The sequence below is a fragment of the Nocardia sp. IFM 10818 genome, from assembly GCF_054655275.1.
Map to the genome: position 1 here is coordinate 2,604,554 of NZ_BAAHJH010000001.1, position 16,308 is coordinate 2,620,861.

At 68.6% G+C, this 16,308-nt stretch carries 17 protein-coding genes; 10 read left to right on the forward strand and 7 right to left on the reverse strand.

Going from position 1 to position 16,308, the window contains the following annotated elements:
- Nucleotides 1–23: 23 nt before the first annotated feature.
- Together ACYQ5L_RS11915 and ACYQ5L_RS11920 are read right to left on the reverse strand one after the other, a co-directional pair.
- The gene (locus ACYQ5L_RS11915; protein ID WP_459957422.1) at nucleotides 24–506 is read right to left on the reverse strand and encodes an AMP-binding protein; all 483 of its coding nucleotides are present in this window, start codon (nucleotides 504–506) and stop codon (nucleotides 24–26) included.
- A gap of 167 nt (nucleotides 507–673) precedes the next feature.
- A complete protein-coding gene (locus tag ACYQ5L_RS11920) occupies nucleotides 674–1,543 on the reverse strand; it encodes a helix-turn-helix domain-containing protein (RefSeq protein WP_379199227.1) in 870 nt (289 codons plus the stop codon).
- Nucleotides 1,544–1,805: 262 nt separating this feature from the next.
- Between ACYQ5L_RS11920 and ACYQ5L_RS11925 the strand changes: the two genes are divergently transcribed.
- Together ACYQ5L_RS11925 and ACYQ5L_RS11930 are read left to right on the forward strand one after the other, a co-directional pair.
- Complete coding sequence (locus tag ACYQ5L_RS11925; RefSeq protein ID WP_379199402.1) at nucleotides 1,806–2,165, forward strand: DUF4254 domain-containing protein; 360 nt, start codon at nucleotides 1,806–1,808, stop codon at nucleotides 2,163–2,165.
- 279 nt (nucleotides 2,166–2,444) lie between these two features.
- On the forward strand, nucleotides 2,445–2,807 hold the full coding sequence (locus ACYQ5L_RS11930) for a hypothetical protein (protein ID WP_459957423.1): 363 nt from the start codon (nucleotides 2,445–2,447) through the stop codon (nucleotides 2,805–2,807).
- A gap of 303 nt (nucleotides 2,808–3,110) precedes the next feature.
- Here ACYQ5L_RS11930 and ACYQ5L_RS11935 read toward each other — a convergent pair whose 3' ends face one another.
- Both ACYQ5L_RS11935 and ACYQ5L_RS11940 read right to left on the reverse strand, forming a co-directional pair.
- Nucleotides 3,111–3,779 (reverse strand): class I SAM-dependent methyltransferase, encoded by a 669-nt coding sequence (locus tag ACYQ5L_RS11935; protein WP_459957424.1) that lies wholly within the window; start codon nucleotides 3,777–3,779, stop codon nucleotides 3,111–3,113.
- A 62-nt stretch (nucleotides 3,780–3,841) separates the two neighbouring features.
- On the reverse strand, nucleotides 3,842–4,555 hold the full coding sequence (locus ACYQ5L_RS11940) for a GntR family transcriptional regulator (protein ID WP_459957425.1): 714 nt from the start codon (nucleotides 4,553–4,555) through the stop codon (nucleotides 3,842–3,844).
- Nucleotides 4,556–4,652: 97 nt separating this feature from the next.
- Here ACYQ5L_RS11940 and ACYQ5L_RS11945 point away from each other — a divergent pair, with 97 nt between their 5' ends.
- The 6 genes from ACYQ5L_RS11945 (at nucleotide 4,653) to ACYQ5L_RS11970 (ending at nucleotide 10,968) form a co-directional block, all read left to right on the forward strand.
- Nucleotides 4,653–5,768, forward strand: a complete 1,116-nt coding sequence (locus ACYQ5L_RS11945; protein ID WP_459957426.1) for a TIGR03364 family FAD-dependent oxidoreductase — start codon at nucleotides 4,653–4,655, stop codon at nucleotides 5,766–5,768.
- A gap of 9 nt (nucleotides 5,769–5,777) precedes the next feature.
- Complete coding sequence (locus ACYQ5L_RS11950) at nucleotides 5,778–6,464, forward strand: phosphonatase-like hydrolase (RefSeq protein ID WP_459957427.1); 687 nt, start codon at nucleotides 5,778–5,780, stop codon at nucleotides 6,462–6,464.
- Between the two features lie 85 nt (nucleotides 6,465–6,549).
- Nucleotides 6,550–7,617: a 2-aminoethylphosphonate ABC transporter substrate-binding protein gene (locus ACYQ5L_RS11955; protein WP_459957428.1), complete on the forward strand. Its 1,068-nt coding sequence runs from the start codon at nucleotides 6,550–6,552 to the stop codon at nucleotides 7,615–7,617.
- A gap of 21 nt (nucleotides 7,618–7,638) precedes the next feature.
- Entirely contained in the window at nucleotides 7,639–8,829 is a 1,191-nt protein-coding gene (locus ACYQ5L_RS11960) for an ABC transporter ATP-binding protein (protein WP_459957429.1), read from the forward strand.
- Nucleotides 8,830–9,271: 442 nt separating this feature from the next.
- Nucleotides 9,272–10,168 carry a 2-aminoethylphosphonate ABC transporter permease subunit gene (locus ACYQ5L_RS11965; RefSeq protein WP_459957430.1) on the forward strand — a complete coding sequence of 299 codons (897 nt, stop codon included), beginning with the start codon at nucleotides 9,272–9,274 and terminating at the stop codon, nucleotides 10,166–10,168.
- A gap of 2 nt (nucleotides 10,169–10,170) precedes the next feature.
- Entirely contained in the window at nucleotides 10,171–10,968 is a 798-nt protein-coding gene (locus ACYQ5L_RS11970; protein ID WP_459957431.1) for an ABC transporter permease, read from the forward strand.
- A 3-nt stretch (nucleotides 10,969–10,971) separates the two neighbouring features.
- Here ACYQ5L_RS11970 and ACYQ5L_RS11975 read toward each other — a convergent pair whose 3' ends face one another.
- Genes ACYQ5L_RS11975 through ACYQ5L_RS11985 form a run of 3 tightly spaced genes read right to left on the reverse strand, consistent with a single transcriptional unit; the run spans nucleotide 10,972 to nucleotide 14,650 of the window.
- A complete protein-coding gene (locus ACYQ5L_RS11975; RefSeq protein ID WP_459957432.1) occupies nucleotides 10,972–11,985 on the reverse strand; it encodes an LLM class flavin-dependent oxidoreductase in 1,014 nt (337 codons plus the stop codon).
- A 45-nt stretch (nucleotides 11,986–12,030) separates the two neighbouring features.
- On the reverse strand, nucleotides 12,031–13,266 hold the full coding sequence (locus tag ACYQ5L_RS11980; protein WP_459957433.1) for a saccharopine dehydrogenase family protein: 1,236 nt from the start codon (nucleotides 13,264–13,266) through the stop codon (nucleotides 12,031–12,033).
- 4 nt (nucleotides 13,267–13,270) lie between these two features.
- On the reverse strand, nucleotides 13,271–14,650 hold the full coding sequence (locus ACYQ5L_RS11985) for an MFS transporter (protein WP_459957434.1): 1,380 nt from the start codon (nucleotides 14,648–14,650) through the stop codon (nucleotides 13,271–13,273).
- Nucleotides 14,651–14,729: 79 nt separating this feature from the next.
- Between ACYQ5L_RS11985 and ACYQ5L_RS11990 the strand changes: the two genes are divergently transcribed.
- Nucleotides 14,730–15,371, forward strand: a complete 642-nt coding sequence (locus tag ACYQ5L_RS11990; RefSeq protein ID WP_459957435.1) for a TetR/AcrR family transcriptional regulator — start codon at nucleotides 14,730–14,732, stop codon at nucleotides 15,369–15,371.
- A gap of 9 nt (nucleotides 15,372–15,380) precedes the next feature.
- Nucleotides 15,381–16,244, forward strand: a complete 864-nt coding sequence (map, locus tag ACYQ5L_RS11995; protein ID WP_379199200.1) for a type I methionyl aminopeptidase — start codon at nucleotides 15,381–15,383, stop codon at nucleotides 16,242–16,244.
- The last annotated feature ends 64 nt before the right edge of the window (nucleotides 16,245–16,308 follow it).

Sequence of the window (16,308 nt, forward strand, 5' to 3'; positions counted from 1 at the left end):
GCGTGCTGGTGACATTCGGCGGGTTAGGAGGCCTTCCTCGCCATATACAATTCCGCGTCGGAAATCGGTTCAGCGGAGCCGGTCAGGTACTGCACCAGTGTGGAGCGGTCGTCCAGCACCAGCCAGCGGGCCGGGTCGGTGATCCGATCGCGGCCCTCCTTCGTGGTGATACCGAAATCGACGCGCGCGGAGGTGGTTTCGGTGGTGAAGGGGACCGGGGTCGCACCGGTCTTGGTGATGGCCAGCCGGGACACGATCGCCTCCAGCTTGGGCACGTCGGCGATCACGATCCGGGTGCCGGGGCGGGCCCCGAGGGCGAGCAGCATGCGGGCCAGCCGGTTGGACCAGCGATCCAGCTCGGCGTAGGTCAGCTCGCAGTCGGCGGCGGTCACCGCGACGGCGGCGGGATCCGAGTGGAGGGCGGACTCCGAGGAGGGGGCAGCGGTCTCCCCGCTCGCCCGCATCGGAACGAGTGTGATGGCGGGCGATTCGGCCGTCTTGCACATCGATATCATCCTCTCGGAAGTGCGACTGTGTGGGGCTGTTCGGGATGTATCCACTGTCGCAACCACCGAGTTCGACCGACAGCAACCACAGTGCTGCCCGTCCCCGCCCCGGGGGTGCGGGATTGCCCACCTAGGGTGGGTGGAAGATCAAATCGGGTTGTGTGAGATCAACTTCCGAGATCGACGATGGCCTGGGAGATCATGGCCATGGAATCGCGGGGGCTCAGCGCCATGGCGCGCAGCTGATCGAACATGACGCCGTAGCGGCGCACCTCCGGATGACCCTCGATGAGCTCGTCGCTGGCGATGCCCTCCACGTAGACCAGTTCCGGATCGGCCGGATCCGGGAAGTCCAGCAAGGTGAACGAGCCGAGCATGCCCGGATGGGCGCCGGCGTCGAAGGGCAGGATCTGCAGGATCACATTGCGCTTCTCGGTGTGGAACAGCAACTGGTCGAACTGTTCCCGCATGACCTCCGGACCGCCCACGAGCCGGCGGATGACCGCCTCGTCCAGCACCACCCACAGCTCCAAGGGATCGGACTTGTCCTTGGTGAGCACGCGGGCGCGCTCCTGGCGGGCCCGGACCCGTTGCTCCCGAACCTGTTCGGAGATCTTGGGCATGGTGGTCTCGTAGACCGCGTTCGCGTACGCCTCGGTCTGTAACAGGCCCGGGACGTAGGTGGACTGGAAGAAGCGCGCCGAGAGCGCCTCCGCCTCGAAGTTGATGTACGCGCCGTAGACCTCGGAGACGGCGTCCTCGAAGGACCTGGCCATACCGGGTTTGAGCGCATCCACCAGCAACTGCAAGGCATCTGAACGCTGCGGCTCGCCGATGCCGTAGAGATCGAGCATGGCGGTCAGGGTGCGGCGCTGTGGCCTGGCCTGCGCGGTCTCGATGCGGTACAGCGTGGTGACATTGATCCCGGTTTTGGCGCTGACCACCTCTTTGCTGAGATGGGCGTCCTCGCGCATCTCGTGCAGCATCGCCGCGAGGCGGCGCAAACGGACGGTAAGCACGGTGCGCTTGCCTGCCATGACAACCCTTTCGCCTTGCGCACTACCTAGAACGCATTCTTGCGTTCTTGCATTTGTAAGAGCATGATCCAGCTAGCCTATTCGTGAACAACCGATCCGATGAGCGGTATAGCTGAATCCGGAGACCAATCATGTTGGTGCGATTAGTGATGTTGTCGGGTGCTTTTGGGGAGTCGCGATGACCATGTCGATTGCCGGCGCGCTGCCGACTGCCCCGCAATTGCTCTGTGCCTTCCAGGGCCGTCGATTTCAAGATCGAGTTCTGCTCCGGTCGGCACATGCTCTCGCCGAGCTGCACGAGCGGCGGGCTCAGGTGCGCGACCCCATGTTGATCACCGAGATCGATTGCCGCCGCGACGAACTCGTTGACGATATCAACGATTGGGTGGATCAGGAACTGCCCCAGCATCGCAATGGCGCCGCGCTGCACACGGAAAGCCTTGGGGCGGTGGTGGACCGTATGGCCAGGAGCTGGGTGGAAGCCAATCAGGTGATAGATCATGAAGGCGCTGCTAGTGATAACACCCATAAACACTGGTACCATCTGGCCGAACTGGTTGACGGTTACACTGATCTCGTAATCGACGTGGCCGGTGGCCGGCGCCGTTTACCAGAACAATGATTCCAAATGCATTGACACAATTGATGTATTGCCACGGAACCATTGTCGTCATCGGTGACGTCAACCGAGTGGCGCTATCGGACCAGTAGCTCGCTCGAACCGTGAGACGTCGCCCGCCCCAAGACGGCGGGCGCAACGGGGCGCCCCGCCCGGCGTGCCGCGTGGTCGACTGGCGCGGCACGCCCGCCTCGGGTTTCACGCGCTGTCGAGTCGCACACTGTTCATTCGCGAAATTGCGGTCGTCAATCGTCTTTTCACATTCGAGGACGGAGTCCCGTCGTGACAGCGGGGGAAACCACAGCCCATGAACTCTACCGGCAGGCTCGCACCGGCGCCTTCCGCATGGAGATTCCCGCGGCCCGCAAGTGTGCCGCGAACTTCCTGCGGTTCGCCGACTGCCTGGATTCCCATATCGACCGCTCCACCAGGCTACGGACGCTCTCCGGCTTCGGCGACTTCGACTCCGCCCACCAGCTCCGGCGCGGATTCGAGGACAAGGGCACCCAGCTGACCGAAACCCTCACGGCCCTGCGGGACTCGGCCCTGCGCATGGCCGCCGCCTACCTGCTGGCGGCCGGACTGATCGAAGCCACCGACCGATCCCACGCCCGCCCGCTGCTAGCGGCCACCGCGGGCCTCTGAACTCCGGCACCGATCCCTCCCGGAGAACAGTTGGGCTGGTACCGCCACAGGTACCAGCCCAACTGCCGTGTGGGCGGGCGCCATCCATCCGGCGAGCGGCCTCGAATAACTGCTAATCCATTTCTGGATGTCTAAATCAGTACGGACCTGTCGGTATTTCAACTAGCAGTAGGAAGGAGGGCGCGATGATCCCGCATTTTCTCGGCACGATCGTCCATATGGTCAACAGCTTCCTTGGGATGCTTCTGATTCCGTAGGTGTGCTGTAAGGGGTCCCGGGGCGGGCAGCCGCCCCGGACCCGGTTCATGGTTGCTTCGTGGCGGCGAAGTGCAGCAGCGCGCCGGAGCGGTCGAGGCGGTCGGGGCGCAGGCCCGCCCCGGTCATCCAGCCCTCGAAGTCGGCCGCGGTGCCGCTGGGGCCGAAGACCCCGGAGGTGCGCATGGTCAGCTGGAACAGCTCGGAGCGCGAACCGGCGCCTCGGATGATGGCCGTGCCGATCAAGCGGGCGCCCGGCTTGAGGCAGCGGGCCATCTCCCGGATGGCGGCGGCCGGATCGGGCAGGCAGTGCAGCCCGTTGTAGCTGAGGCAGAAGTCGAAGGTGTTGTCGGCGAACGGGAGTGCCTCGATATCGGCCTCGGTGCAGCCGATCCCGGTCAGGCCCAGATGGGTGGCGCGAGCCCGGGTGCGGTCCAGCATGGCGGGGGAGATATCGGCGGCGATGTAGTCCAGGCGCTGGCCGGGGCGCACGGCGCGCAATGCCACCCCGCCGCCGCAGGGGACGTCCAGGACCGCGGTGCCGTCGGGCAGGTCGCCCAGGAAATCCATGCTGCTGTAGAAGAGTCCGACATCGGTGCCCCAGAGCACGCGCCCGGCGGGCCGGGCCAGCTGCTCCCGTTCGACCACTGCGTCGTACACGCCGGCCCCGATCGCTCCGAATGTCTTGTTGCGCCAGGTCTCCCGTGTATCCGGCATCGTGTACCCCCTCGCTCCGGGTAAATCGACACTACCCAGTATGGCGCAGGGGAACCCGATGGTCAGTCGTGCAGGTTCGCTTGGAACGCAATGCGATCGCCGCGATAGAGCGAGCGGACGCGCTCCACCGGGACGCCGTCGACATCGACGCTGCGGCGGTGCAGCAGCAGCATGGGCAGGGCGGTGGTGCATTCCAGCAGCGTCGCCTCGCGGGGCGAGGCCAGCACCGTCTCGATGCGCTCGGTGGCCTGGGCGTAGACCACCCCGCTCGCGCGCACGGCCGCGTAGAGCGAGGTGGCGGGATCGTAGGCGCCGCGCAGGCCCGCGAAGCGGGGTAGCGGCATGTACGTGCTCTCCAGGCCGATGCGTTCGCCGTCCGCGAGCAGGATGCGCTCCAGGTGCATGACCGGCGCGCCGGGCTCGATGTCCAGCACGGCGGCGGTATCGGGATCGGCCGGGATATCGGTCCAGTCGACCAGTAGGCGGCCGGGCGTGCGGCCGAATTTCAGCGCCCCCTCGGTGTAGGAGCGCAGCGACAGCGGCTGCACCATCTTGGGCCGCGACACCACCGTGCCCCGGCCCTGGCGGCGAATCCTGCCCTCCACCAAGAGTTCTCGCACCGCCTGGCGAACCGTTTCGCGCGCCACGCCGCAGCGCAGCGCCAGCTCGCGTTCCGACGGCAGCGGATCGCCCTCGGCCAGGGTGCTCAGCAGCGATTCCAGTTCCGCGCGCACGCGGTAGGACTTGGGCATGCGGGCCGATTCTGCGGAAAGCATGGTCCCCAGCGTACCCGGAATTGGTCTATACCAATTATTAACCCAGCGTTTGCATACGAAACACTCCTAGGTCTAGACCATTCGCCACCATGGGCGCATGCGATTGGTCATCATCGGAGGCGGCATTCTCGGCACGGCCCACGCCCTGGCCGCGATCGGACGCGGTCACGACGTGGTTCACCTGGAGCGGGAGGTCGAGGCGCGCGGCGCCACCGTTCGCAATTTCGGCCTGGTGTGGGTGTCCGGGCGCAGCGCGAACGAACTCGACATCACGCTGAAGTCCCGGCAGCTGTGGGAGGAGATCGGCGGCAAGGTGCCGGGCGTGGGCTTCCGGCCCGCGGGCTCGATCACCCTGGTGCGCACCGAGGCCGAGCTCGCCGTGGCCGAGGCGGCCGCCGCGAACGCCTCGGCGGCGCAGCGCGGATTCGAACTGCTCGACCCGGATCGGGTGCGCGCGGTCAACCCGGCGCTGCGCGGCAAATTCCTTGCCGGACTGCACTGCTCGACCGATGCGGCCGTGGAGTCCCGGCAGGCGCTGCCCGCGCTGCGGCACTACATGGCGGCCACCGGCCGCTACACCTTCTTCGCCGGCGCCGAGGCCCGCGCCGTCACCGGCACCACCGTGGTCGACGACCGCGGCCGCCGCCACGAGGGCGATCTCGTCCTGGTCTGCCCGGGCGCGGCGCACTCCGGTCTGACCCGCGAGCTCGCCGGTGATCTGCCCGTGCGCCGCGTCCGGCTGCAGATGATGCAGACCGCGCCGCTGGGCGAACCGCTCACCACCGCGGTGGCCGACGGCGACAGCTTCCGCTACTACCCGGGCTTCCGGGGGCCGGAGCTGGATCGCCTGAATCGTGAAGAGGCCCAGCCCTTCACGGCGGCCCAGCACAAGATGCAGTTGCTGTGCGTGCAGCGGCTGCACGGCGGGCTCACCATCGGCGACACCCACGAATACGACGAGCCGTTCAACTTCGATGTCGACGAAGCGCCCTACGAGCACCTCACCGCCGTGGCCGAGGAACTGCTGGGCCGCAAGCTGCCGCAGATCGTGCGCCGCTGGGCGGGCGTGTACAGCCAGTCCATCGATCCGGGCGCCATCGTCACCCGGGCGCAGGCCGCCGACAACGTCTGGGTCATCACCGGTCCGGGCGGCCGCGGCATGACCCTCGGACCCGCGCTCGGCGAAGAGACCGCCGACCTGCTCGAGCTGTAAGGAAATTCCTTGACCGACAAGCAGATCGATCTCGCCGTCCTCGATATGGCCGGCACCACCGTGCTCGACGACGGCCTGGTGATCCGGGCCTTCGAGCAGGCCGCCACCAGTGCCGGCATTCCGGTCGCCGGGCCGGAGCGCGAGGCGGCGCGGCAGTACGTCATCGACACCATGGGGCAGTCCAAGATCGTCGTCTTCCGGGCGTTGCTCGGTGACGAGGACAAGGCGCAGCGGGCCAACGAGGCCTTCGAGGCCGCCTACGCCGAGTTCGCCGATGCCGGGGTCACGCCGATTCCCGGTGCGGAGGAGGCCATTTCGGCGCTGCGGGCGGCAGGGATCAAGGTGGCGCTGACCACCGGATTCAGCCGCGCCACCCAGGACAAGCTGCTGAACGCGCTGGGCTGGAAAGAGATCGCCGACCTCACCCTCGCCCCGTCGGATGCCGGGCGCGGGCGCCCCTATCCGGACATGGTGCTCACCGCCGTGCTGCGGCTGGGCATCGACGCCGTGGATCGCGTTGCGGTACTGGGCGATACCAGCAGCGATATCGGCACCGGCCTGGCCGCGGGCGCGCGCATCGTCGCGGGCACGCTCACCGGCGCGCACGACGAACAGCAGCTGCGCGCCGCCGGAGCCACCCACGTCGTCGCCTCCGTCACCGAGTTCGCGCAACTCCTGCTGGCCGAACGCGCCTGAGACTTCCGCCGCCCCGCCGGGGCGGCGGAACACCCCCGAGTCCCTCCGAGCAGACCTACCCCACGAACCGAAAGTTGCAGTCACCGTGCGTAATACGAACAACCGCCTCGCACGCACCCTCGCCCGCACCGCCCTGATCCTCACCTCCGCCACCGCTGTCGCCCTCGGCCTCACCGCCTGCGGCGGCACCGGAGCCGACTCCGCCGACGGCAAGAAGGTCACCGTCTACTCCGCCGACGGCGTCGGCGAGTGGTACAAGACCCAGTTCGCGAAGTTCAAGGAGCAGACCGGCATTGCGGTCGACCTCGTGGAAGCCGGTTCCGGTGAGGTCGTCAACCGCGTCGAGAAGGAACAGTCCAACCCGCAGGCCGATGTGATCGTCACCCTGCCGCCGTTCATGCAGAAGGCCGACAAGTCCGGGCTGCTGCAGTCCAGCGGCGTGGACACCGCCGCCTTCGCGGCCGCCGACAAGGACGCCGCAGGCAAGTGGGTCACCCTCGCGGGCAACTACCTGTGCTTCATCGCCAACCCCTCGGTCGACGCGGCCGAGCTCACCTGGGACGACCTGCTGAAGCCGGAGTACAAGGGCAAGCTGCAGTACTCCACCCCCGGCCAGGCCGGTGACGGCACCGCCGTGCTCATCCTGCTGCAGCAGCTTTACGGCAAGCAGGGCGCGCTGGACTACCTGACCAAGCTGCAGGCCAACAATGTCGGCCCGTCCTCCTCCACCGGCAAGCTGCAGGCCAAGGTCGACAAGGGCGAGCTCCTCATCGCCAACGGCGATGTGCAGATGAACCTGGCCACCATCAAGGAGAAGGGGGCCACGTTCACCGTCTTCTTCCCGGCCGCCGCCGACGGCAAGCAGTCCACCGTCGCCGTGCCCTATCTGATGGGCCTGGCCAAGGGCGCCCCGCACTCCGCGGAGGGCAAGCAGCTCATGGAGTTCCTGCTGTCGGCCGAGGTGCAGAAGACGCTGCCGGACGCCGATGCCGTGTCCGTGCGCACCGATCTCGGTGAGGTGACCGCCACCGGCGCGGGCCCGACCCCGGCCTCGCTCATCAAGAACGTCACGGTCCTGCACCCGGATTGGAACCAGGTGCTCAGCGATCTCGACGCCGACCTCGCGGCCTACCAGAAGGCCACCGGGCAGTAATCGAAACCAGGAGCAGCAACCATGTCCTCCGCGTTGACGACAACCTCGGCCACCGCCACCGCCGCCGCCGCCGCCGAACCGGCCATCGTGTTCGACCGGGTCGGCGTCACCTACGGCCGCGGCCGCAAAACCACTGTCGCACTGGCCGATTTCAACCTGCGCGTCGCCGCGGGGGAAACGGTTGCCCTGCTCGGACCCAGCGGTTCCGGCAAGTCCACCGCGCTCAAGGCCCTGGCCGGATTCATCCGGCCCACCTCGGGCACGGTGCGGCTGGCCGGCCGTGATGTCACCGGCCTGTCGCCCGCCAAGCGCGGGATCGGGGTGGTGGTGCAGTCCTACGCGCTGTTCCCGCACATGCGGGTGCGCGACAATGTGGCCTTCGGGCTGAAGGCGCATCGGGTGCCGCGCAACGAGATCGGCGATCGGGTGACCGAGGCCCTCGACATGGTCGGCATGGGCTCCTACGCCACCCGGCTACCGCGTGAACTCTCCGGCGGCCAGCAGCAACGGGTCGCCATCGCCCGCGCGCTGGCCATCCGCCCCAAGGTACTGCTGCTCGACGAACCCCTCGCCGCACTGGATGCCCAGCTGCGCCAGAACATGCTGGGGGAGCTGCAGCAGCTGCGAAAGGCATTGCCGGACACGGCGATGATGTACGTGACCCACGATCAGTCCGAGGCGCTGGCGCTCGCGGACCGGATCGCCGTCATGCGCGACGCCCGGCTGGTCGATATCGATACCGCGCACAACCTGTGGCAGCAGCCCTCCACCGACTTCACCGCCTCATTCCTGGGCGGCGCGAATCTGCTGCCGTGCGAGGTGAAGCACGTCTCCGGCACCGCCGCGCTGATCACCGTGGGCGAACACACCCTGCGGGCGGAAGCGCCGCCCGCGGGCGTGGGCAGACCGGACTGGGCGCCGAATGCCGAAGCCCACCTGTGCGTTCGCCCGCATACCGTGCGGGTCGTGCCGCTCACCGAGCGAGATGCGTTGCGCGGCACCGTGACCACCAGCGTCTGGAAGGGCGCCTCGACCCGCCTGCACCTGGAAGTCTCCGGCATCCCGGTCGAATTCACCGCCGACGTCCCCGGCCACACCCCGCTCACCCCCGGTGATCACGTGGGTGTGAAGTTCGCCGACCCCGCGGGCGTGCTGATTCCGCCGGGTATCGGAACCGATGCCGCGACAACGGATCCCGAGGTGCGGGCATGAGCGCCGCGATAGCCCGCGCTGGGGGTGCGCGCATCAGCGCCGGGTCAGCGCGCGCTGGAGGTGCGAGCGGGAGCGCCGCCTCTGAGCGGCTGGACCGGAGTTCCGCCCGTCATCCCGGCGCGCCTTTGGCCGGGATCTCCACCAGGCCGGTGGATTCCGGCCGAAAGCGTGCCGGAATGGCGAGGAGGAATCCTGTGCAGGCGTTCGGCCAGGTTGGGGATGCCAGAGGGAGGGGCGTGCCGAGTTGTGCGCGCGGTGCGGGCGGAAGCACTGCGCAGAGTCGTGCGCGCGGTGCAGGCGGGCGCATTGCGCAGAGTCGTGCGCGCGGTGCAGGCGGGCGCATTGCGCAGAGTTGTGCGCGGGGTGTGGGCGGGAGCACTGCGCCGAACTGTGCGCGGGGTGCGGGCCGGAGCGGCACGGCGATCCGTGAGGGGGATCGGCCGTGACCGCTCTGCTCGAATCTCCGGCCGCGCCGGCGGCGCCGGAATCGCATCCGCCCGTGCGCGGTTGGCAGCCGATCCTGTGGACGGTGCCGCCGGTGCTGGTGGTTCTTCTCGTCGCGGTGTATCCGATCGGGCGCGTGCTGGTGGAGTCCACGCGGACCAAGGACGGCGGGCGGGGCACCGGGACCTGGACGAGTGTGCTGGGGGAGGAGTCGTTCCGGAATGCCTTGTGGCGCACGGTGTCCATCGCCGTGTCGTCGACCATCGGCTGCCTGGTGCTGGGCATCTTCCTGGCGATTGTGCTGGCATTCATCCCGTTTCCGGGGTCGCAGGTGGTAGGGCGGCTCATCGACACCATCCTCACCCTGCCGTCGTTCCTGGTGACGCTCGCTTTCACCTTCCTCTACGGAACGGCGGGCGCGGTGAATGCGCTCATCGGGGAGCTCACAGGCAGCACGGAACCGGCGTTGAACTTTCTCAGCACGCCGTGGGGTGTCATTCTCGCCGAGATCACCTTCTTCACGCCGTTCGTGGTGCGGCCGCTGCTGGCGGCGTTCGCGCAGTTGCCGCGGGAACAGCTCGATGTGGCTTCGAGTCTCGGCGCGTCGCCGTGGCGGGTGCTGCGGCAGGTGGTCATGCCCGAGGCGTGGCCCGCGCTCGCGGCGGGCGGGAGTCTCGTACTCCTGTTGACCCTCAACGAGTTCGGCATTGTGCTGTTCACCGGAGCCAAGGGTGTGATCACCTTGCCCGCGCTCATCTATACCCGCGGCATCGTCACCTTCGACCTGCCCGGCGCGGCCGTGCTGGCCACCGTCCAGGTGCTGCTCTCGCTGAGCCTGTACATCGGCTATCGCGTGATCTTCGCCCGCTTGACCGGAAACCGGAAGGAGAGCTGACCATGCTGGTCTGGACTCGTCGCGGTCGCCTTGCCGTGCTCGCGGTGTTCGCCGTGGTCGTCACGGTCGTGTTCGTGGCGCCCATCGCGACCGTGGTGGCCGCCGCGCTGGCCGGGAGCTGGACCGGGCCGCTGCCTTCGGATCTCGGGTTCGCCAACTTCGGCGAGGCGCTGTCCGGTGAGCAGGCCGCCAGTCTCTCGGTCAGCTTGCAGACCGCGCTGCTGGCCGGCGGCCTCGCGCTGGTTCTCGGCAGCTGGGCGGCACTGGCGGCCCGGGAAGCTCCGAAATGGTTGCGAACCATCACCGATGCCGTCTTCCATGTGCCGGTGGCGGTCCCGTCGGTGGCGATCGGCCTGGGCGTGCTCATTGCCTTCAACGAGCGCCCGCTGCTGCTCGGCGGCACCAAATGGATTGTCATCCTGGCGCATACGGTGCTCGTCCTGGCCTACGCCTTCAGCGGCGTCTCGGCAGCGCTGGACCGGCTGGACCCCGGCTATCAGCAGGCCGCCGAATCCCTGGGCGCGGACCCGGCCCGGGTGCTCTTCCGAATCACCCTGCCGCTCTTGCTCCCCGCGCTGGGCGCGGCCGCGGGCTTGGCCATCGCCCTGTCCATGGGTGAACTCGGCGCGACCATCATGGTCTACCCGGCGAGCTGGAAGACCTTGCCCGTCACCATCTTCGCGGCCACCGACCGCGGCGAGGTCTTCGACGCCGCGGCCAGCACCACCCTGCTCGTCCTGGTGACGCTCATCGCGCTGGTCGTGCTCGGCCGCCTGAAAGGCCGTGCCGCCCTGCGCTGATCATCAGCGGACCTGCGGTGCGACCTTCGAGCCGAGCAGATCGATATTGCGCAGGACCTTCTCGTGCTCGAGGGTGCCCACGCTGGTGTGCAGCATGAAGCGGTCCAGGCCGAGGGTGTCGCGAATGTCGGCGATCTTGCTCGCGACGTAGTCGGGGGTGCCGACGAACAGGGAGCCGCTCTGCGAGCGCAGGGCGGAGAACTGTTCCGGGGTCATCGGGCCCCAGCCGCGCTCGCGGCCGATGCCGGACATGGCGCGGGCGTAGGGGGCGTAGAAGTCCGAGACCGCTTGTTCGTCGGTTTCGGCCACATAGCCGTGGGCGTGCACCGCCACCGGCTGGGGCTCGTGGCCTCCCTCCTCGAGGGCACGGTGGTAGAGGTCTACCAGCGGCTTGAAGCGGGCCGGTTGACCGCCGATGATCGCGATGGCCAGGGGCAGCCCCAAAAGGCCTGCGCGGACCACGGATTCGGGGCTGCCGCCCACGGCGATCCACACCGGGAGCGGACGGTTCTCGGTGCGCGGGTAGACCACCACGTCGTTGAGGGGTGCGCGGAACTTACCCGACCAGGTGACCGGCTCGTCCTCGCGGAGCTTCAGCAGCAGGGCCAGCTTCTCCTCGAACAGCTCGTCGTAGTCGGACAGGTCGTAGCCGAACAGCGGGAAGGATTCGATGAACGACCCCCGCCCCGCCATGAGCTCGGCGCGGCCGTTGGACAACCCGTCGAGGGTCGCGAAGTCCTGGTACGCGCGCACCGGATCGGCCGAGCTGAGCACGGTCACCGCACTCGTCAGCTGAATGCGCTCGGTCCGGCCGGCGATGGTCGCGAGCACCATGGCCGGCGAGGAGGCGGCGAAGTCCTTGCGGTGATGTTCGCCGACGCCGTAGACGTCGAGCCCGGCCTGTTCGGTGGCCACGGCCTCCTCGACCACCTGGCGCAGTCGTTCCCCTGCGGTGGGCACCGGCCCGTTGCCGCCGACCGGGTGCGTCTCGGCGAATGTAGTCAGTCCCAGTTCCACGGCGTCCGCCCTCTCTCCTGATTCGTTTCCGGATCAACCAACACCCTAAACGGACCGTGGTCCGGAACTATTCCCGCGGTCGAGACCGGCGGTGAAGCCGTGCCGATGCAGATCTGCGAGGAACTCGACCGGATCGACCAACTGCTCGATGTGCCGGACACCGGCCGGGAACCGGTGCACGCGTTCGGCCAGCAGCGCGGCCGCCACGCCGGTCGCCCGGCTCTGCCTGCGGCCGGTGAACCACGCACCGGCGACGTCGGATTCGACCTTCAGCGCGAATCGATCCGAACCCACATGCACCCGCGCGAGCGCGGCTTCGACCGCGCGGCCGCGCATCAATCGCCCCATCCCGGGCCGGCGGGCGGCGGCCAGCAGCGATGTCAGCAGCCGGGAATCCAGGGCCAGACCGGTGCGCACCCGGGAGACGCCCAGGGTGGCGGAAAGCGTGTACTGATCGGAGAACGGGAACCGATGCACGGTGCGGCAGCCCTGCGGAAAGGTCATTCGCCAGGATCCGGATAGCGCGCCGAGCCCGTCCAGCGTCCAGCGAATCGCAGCGCGGCCGTGCGCCTCCCCGGACCCGAGCAGCGCACCGATCCGGATCTCGGCGGCGGGGGAGCGCTCGATCACCATGCGGGCCAGCAGATTCGACACCCCGGGTATGAGGCCGACGCTGAGCACCCCGACCGCATTATTGGCGGCGGCCACCTCGTGCAACGCCTCGAGCTCGGCGATCACCGCACGCGCCGCGGTGACATCCAGATAGTGAATGCCCCGCTCGAAGCACGCCCGCGCCACCGCCGCATTGTGCGACTCGGCGCACATCACGACCACGTCCGCGCGCCCGTGCCTCCGGTCCGCACCGTCGCGCTGGTCCGCGGCGCCGTCGCACCGCTCGATCGCGCCGCCGCGCCGCTCAGCCGTACCGTCGTGCACCTCGGTCGTGTCGTCGGGCTGCTCGCCCGTGTGGTCGTGCGTCGCGTCCGAGCCGCTGCGGAGTATCCCGCCCGCGCTGCGCCGCATCGCGCTGGTGCCGGTGTGTGCGTTATTCGCTCCGCGTGGCGGCTCCGCGCTGCCAGGTGTGCCGGGCGCGCCGTCGAGGAGGGCCGCTACCTGAGCGGGATCGGCCGCATCGACCTGCGTCAGGCTGGCGCCCGGCACCGGGATCGCTTTGGCTGGATCACGGCCTGCCAGCACCACATGCGCTTCGGTCGCGACCAGTAGGGCGGCGGCTTCGCGGCCGACTGCGCCGTAACCGCCGAGTATCACGATTCTGCTCACGGTGTCACCGGGCCTGTGCGAGTTCGCGATTGCGGTCCGGGGCGTACCAGGCGAGTGCGACGACGACGCCGAGGGCTGCCAGCAGTGCTGCCGCGGCGAAGTCGATTCGCAGGCCGGTGGCGCCGCCTATGTTCGCGGCGACGATGAGCGCGGCGGTCAGGCCGAGCGAAGCGCCCAGGCGCTGAACGGTATTCACCACACCGGAGGCCGCGCCCTTGTCGGCGTCCGCCGCCGCCCGCAGCACCGGCGCGGTCGCGCCCACGAACACCGGGGGCAGGCCGACGGCGAAGACCAGACTCACCGGCAGCACCACCGTCAGATATCCCGCGCCCGGTGTCAGGAACAGCGCGTAGCCCGCCAAACCGGTGGCCTGCAATGCCATTCCGGCCGCCAAAACGATGCGCGCGCCGTAGCGTTCCATGGCCTTGGGCACGATCGTGCGGGCGACAACGAGATTCAGCAGCGCGATGGGCAGCACCGCGAACCCGGCGGCGATGGCCGAGTAGTGGAAGTGCTCCTGGAGCATGATCGTGATCAGCACGAACGCGGGGACATGGGCCGCTCCGAGAATGAAATTCGCCGCGGACCCGGCATGTACGGCTCGCAGGCGCAACAGTGCGTTGGGCACCACCGGCGCGGCGCTGCGCCGCTGATTGCGCACGACGACGAGGGCGCAGGCGAAGGTCAGCGCCGCGGCGGCGAGGGTGACCGCGTCGATTCCGCGGCCCGGCAGCTCCGAGGCTAGATAGACCAGCGCCAGCAATCCGGCCGTCGCGCTGAAAGCGCCTGTGGGATCGAGTTTCCCGGCGCCGCGCGAGGTGGCTTCGTCGGCGGGCAGCACCCGCGCACTCGCGATGAGCACCAGCAGTCCGACCGGGACATTGATCAGGAAGATCGCGGGCCAGCCGAACCACTCGGTGAGCACCCCGCCCAGTGAGACGCCGATGGCCGCACCGGCCGCGCCCATGGCGCTCCACACCGCGAAAGCCTTTCGGTACGCGGCGGGTTCGGTGAAGATCGCCGAGAGCAGGGCCAGCTGGGCGGGAATGACAATGGCGCCGCCCATGCCCTGCACCGCCCGTGCCGCGATCAGCCAGCCGGCATTCGGCGCGAAGGCCGCGGCCAGGGACGCGGCGGTGAACAGCGCCAGGCCGATCCGGAAGACGCGCCGCCGTCCGTACAGGTCGGCCATGCGCCCCGCGACCAGTTGCAGGCCGCCGAAGGTGAGCAGATACGCGTTGACCACCCACGCCGCGCCCGCCGGGGTCAGCCCGAGCGCGGTGGTCATGGCCGGCAGGGCCACGTTCACCACGGACCCTTCCAGGAAGACGAGCAATTCGACCGAGGTGAGCAGCAACAGGGCCGCTCTTGTTTTCGTAGTCACGCTACAAGAATGTTTTAGTAGTGCCGCTACAGTCAAGGGTGTTGGCAAAGTTTTCGTAGTGGCACTACCGTCAGTTGGCATGGTGAAAGAAGACGGCCGCAAAGCGCGGGCCCGCGCGACCAGGACCCGGATCGTGCGGGCGGCCACCGAGCTGTTCGTCTCCGACGGCTACGCCGTGACCAGCATCGCGGCCGTCGCGTCGCGGGCCGGGGTGGGCGAGCAGACCGTCTACTACTCCCTCGGCAACAAGCGGGCCCTCCTCACCGCCGCGCTCGATCAGGCCATTGCCGGTGACGACGAACCGGTGCCCACCCTCGAGCGATCGTGGACGACCGGCGCACTGGCCGACCCGGACCCGATCGCCCAGCTGCGCGCACAGGTCGAGGGCGCGGCCGAGATCCTGCAACGCGCCGCGCCGCTGCTCGAAGTGGTGCGCGGAGCCGCCGCCACCGATACGGAACTGGCCGGCATCTGGACCACCAATATCGAGCAGCGCGCCACCGTGCAGCACACCTTCGCCGCCGCGCTGGCCGCGAAAACACCGCTGCGCGACGGGCTCACCGTGGCCGAGGCCGCCGACATCATGCTGGCGCTGCTCGGCCCGGAGAACTACACCCTGCTCGTCGGCGCGCGCGGCTGGTCGCCGCGGCGCTGGCGGGAGTGGACCCTCGGCGCCTTGATCCGGGAGCTGACCGAACTGTCACCCCGGCCGGGCGGATAGTCTTGATCCATGTCTGTGCGCACCCGCAAACCCCTCGTTCCCGGCACCCAGTCGCCCATCCGCGAGGTGCCGAAATCCATCGAGCGGCCCGAATACGTCTGGAAGAAGACGGCCAACGAGGGACACGAGCCCTGGGTGCAGACCCCGGAGACCATCGAGAAGATGCGCATCGCCGGCAAGATCGCGGCGCAGGCCCTGGAAGAGGCCGGCAAGGCGGTCGCACCCGGCGTCACCACCGATGAGCTGGACCGGATCGCGCACGAGTACATGATCGATCACGGGGCGTACCCGTCGACGCTGGGCTACAAGGGTTTTCCCAAGTCCTGCTGCACCTCGCTGAACGAGGTCATCTGCCACGGCATCCCGGACTCGACGGTCATCGAGGACGGCGACATCGTGAACATCGACGTGACCGCGTTCATCGACGGCGTGCACGGCGACACCAACAAGACCTTCCTCGCCGGTGACGTGGACGAGGAGGTGCGGCTGCTGGTCGAGCGCACCGAGGAAGCCACCATGCGCGCCATCAAGGCGGTGCGGCCGGGCCGCGCGCTCAATGTCATCGGCCGCGTCATCGAGTCCTACGCCAACCGGTTCGGCTACGGCGTGGTGCGCGACTTCACCGGTCACGGCGTCGGCCCCACCTTCCACAGCGGCCTGGTCATCCTGCACTACGACCAGCCGGCCGTGGACGCCGTCATCGAGCCCGGCATGACCTTCACCATCGAGCCCATGATCAACCTGGGCGGCATCGACTACGAGATCTGGAACGACGGCTGGACCGTGGTCACCAAGGACCGCAAGTGGACCGCGCAGTTCGAGCACACGCTCGTCGTGACCGACGACGGCGCGGAAATCCTCACCCTGCCGTGAGCGGACGCCTCGTCATTCCGGCGCGGAACCGTCCCCTCACCATCCCGGCGCGGAACTCTCGAGG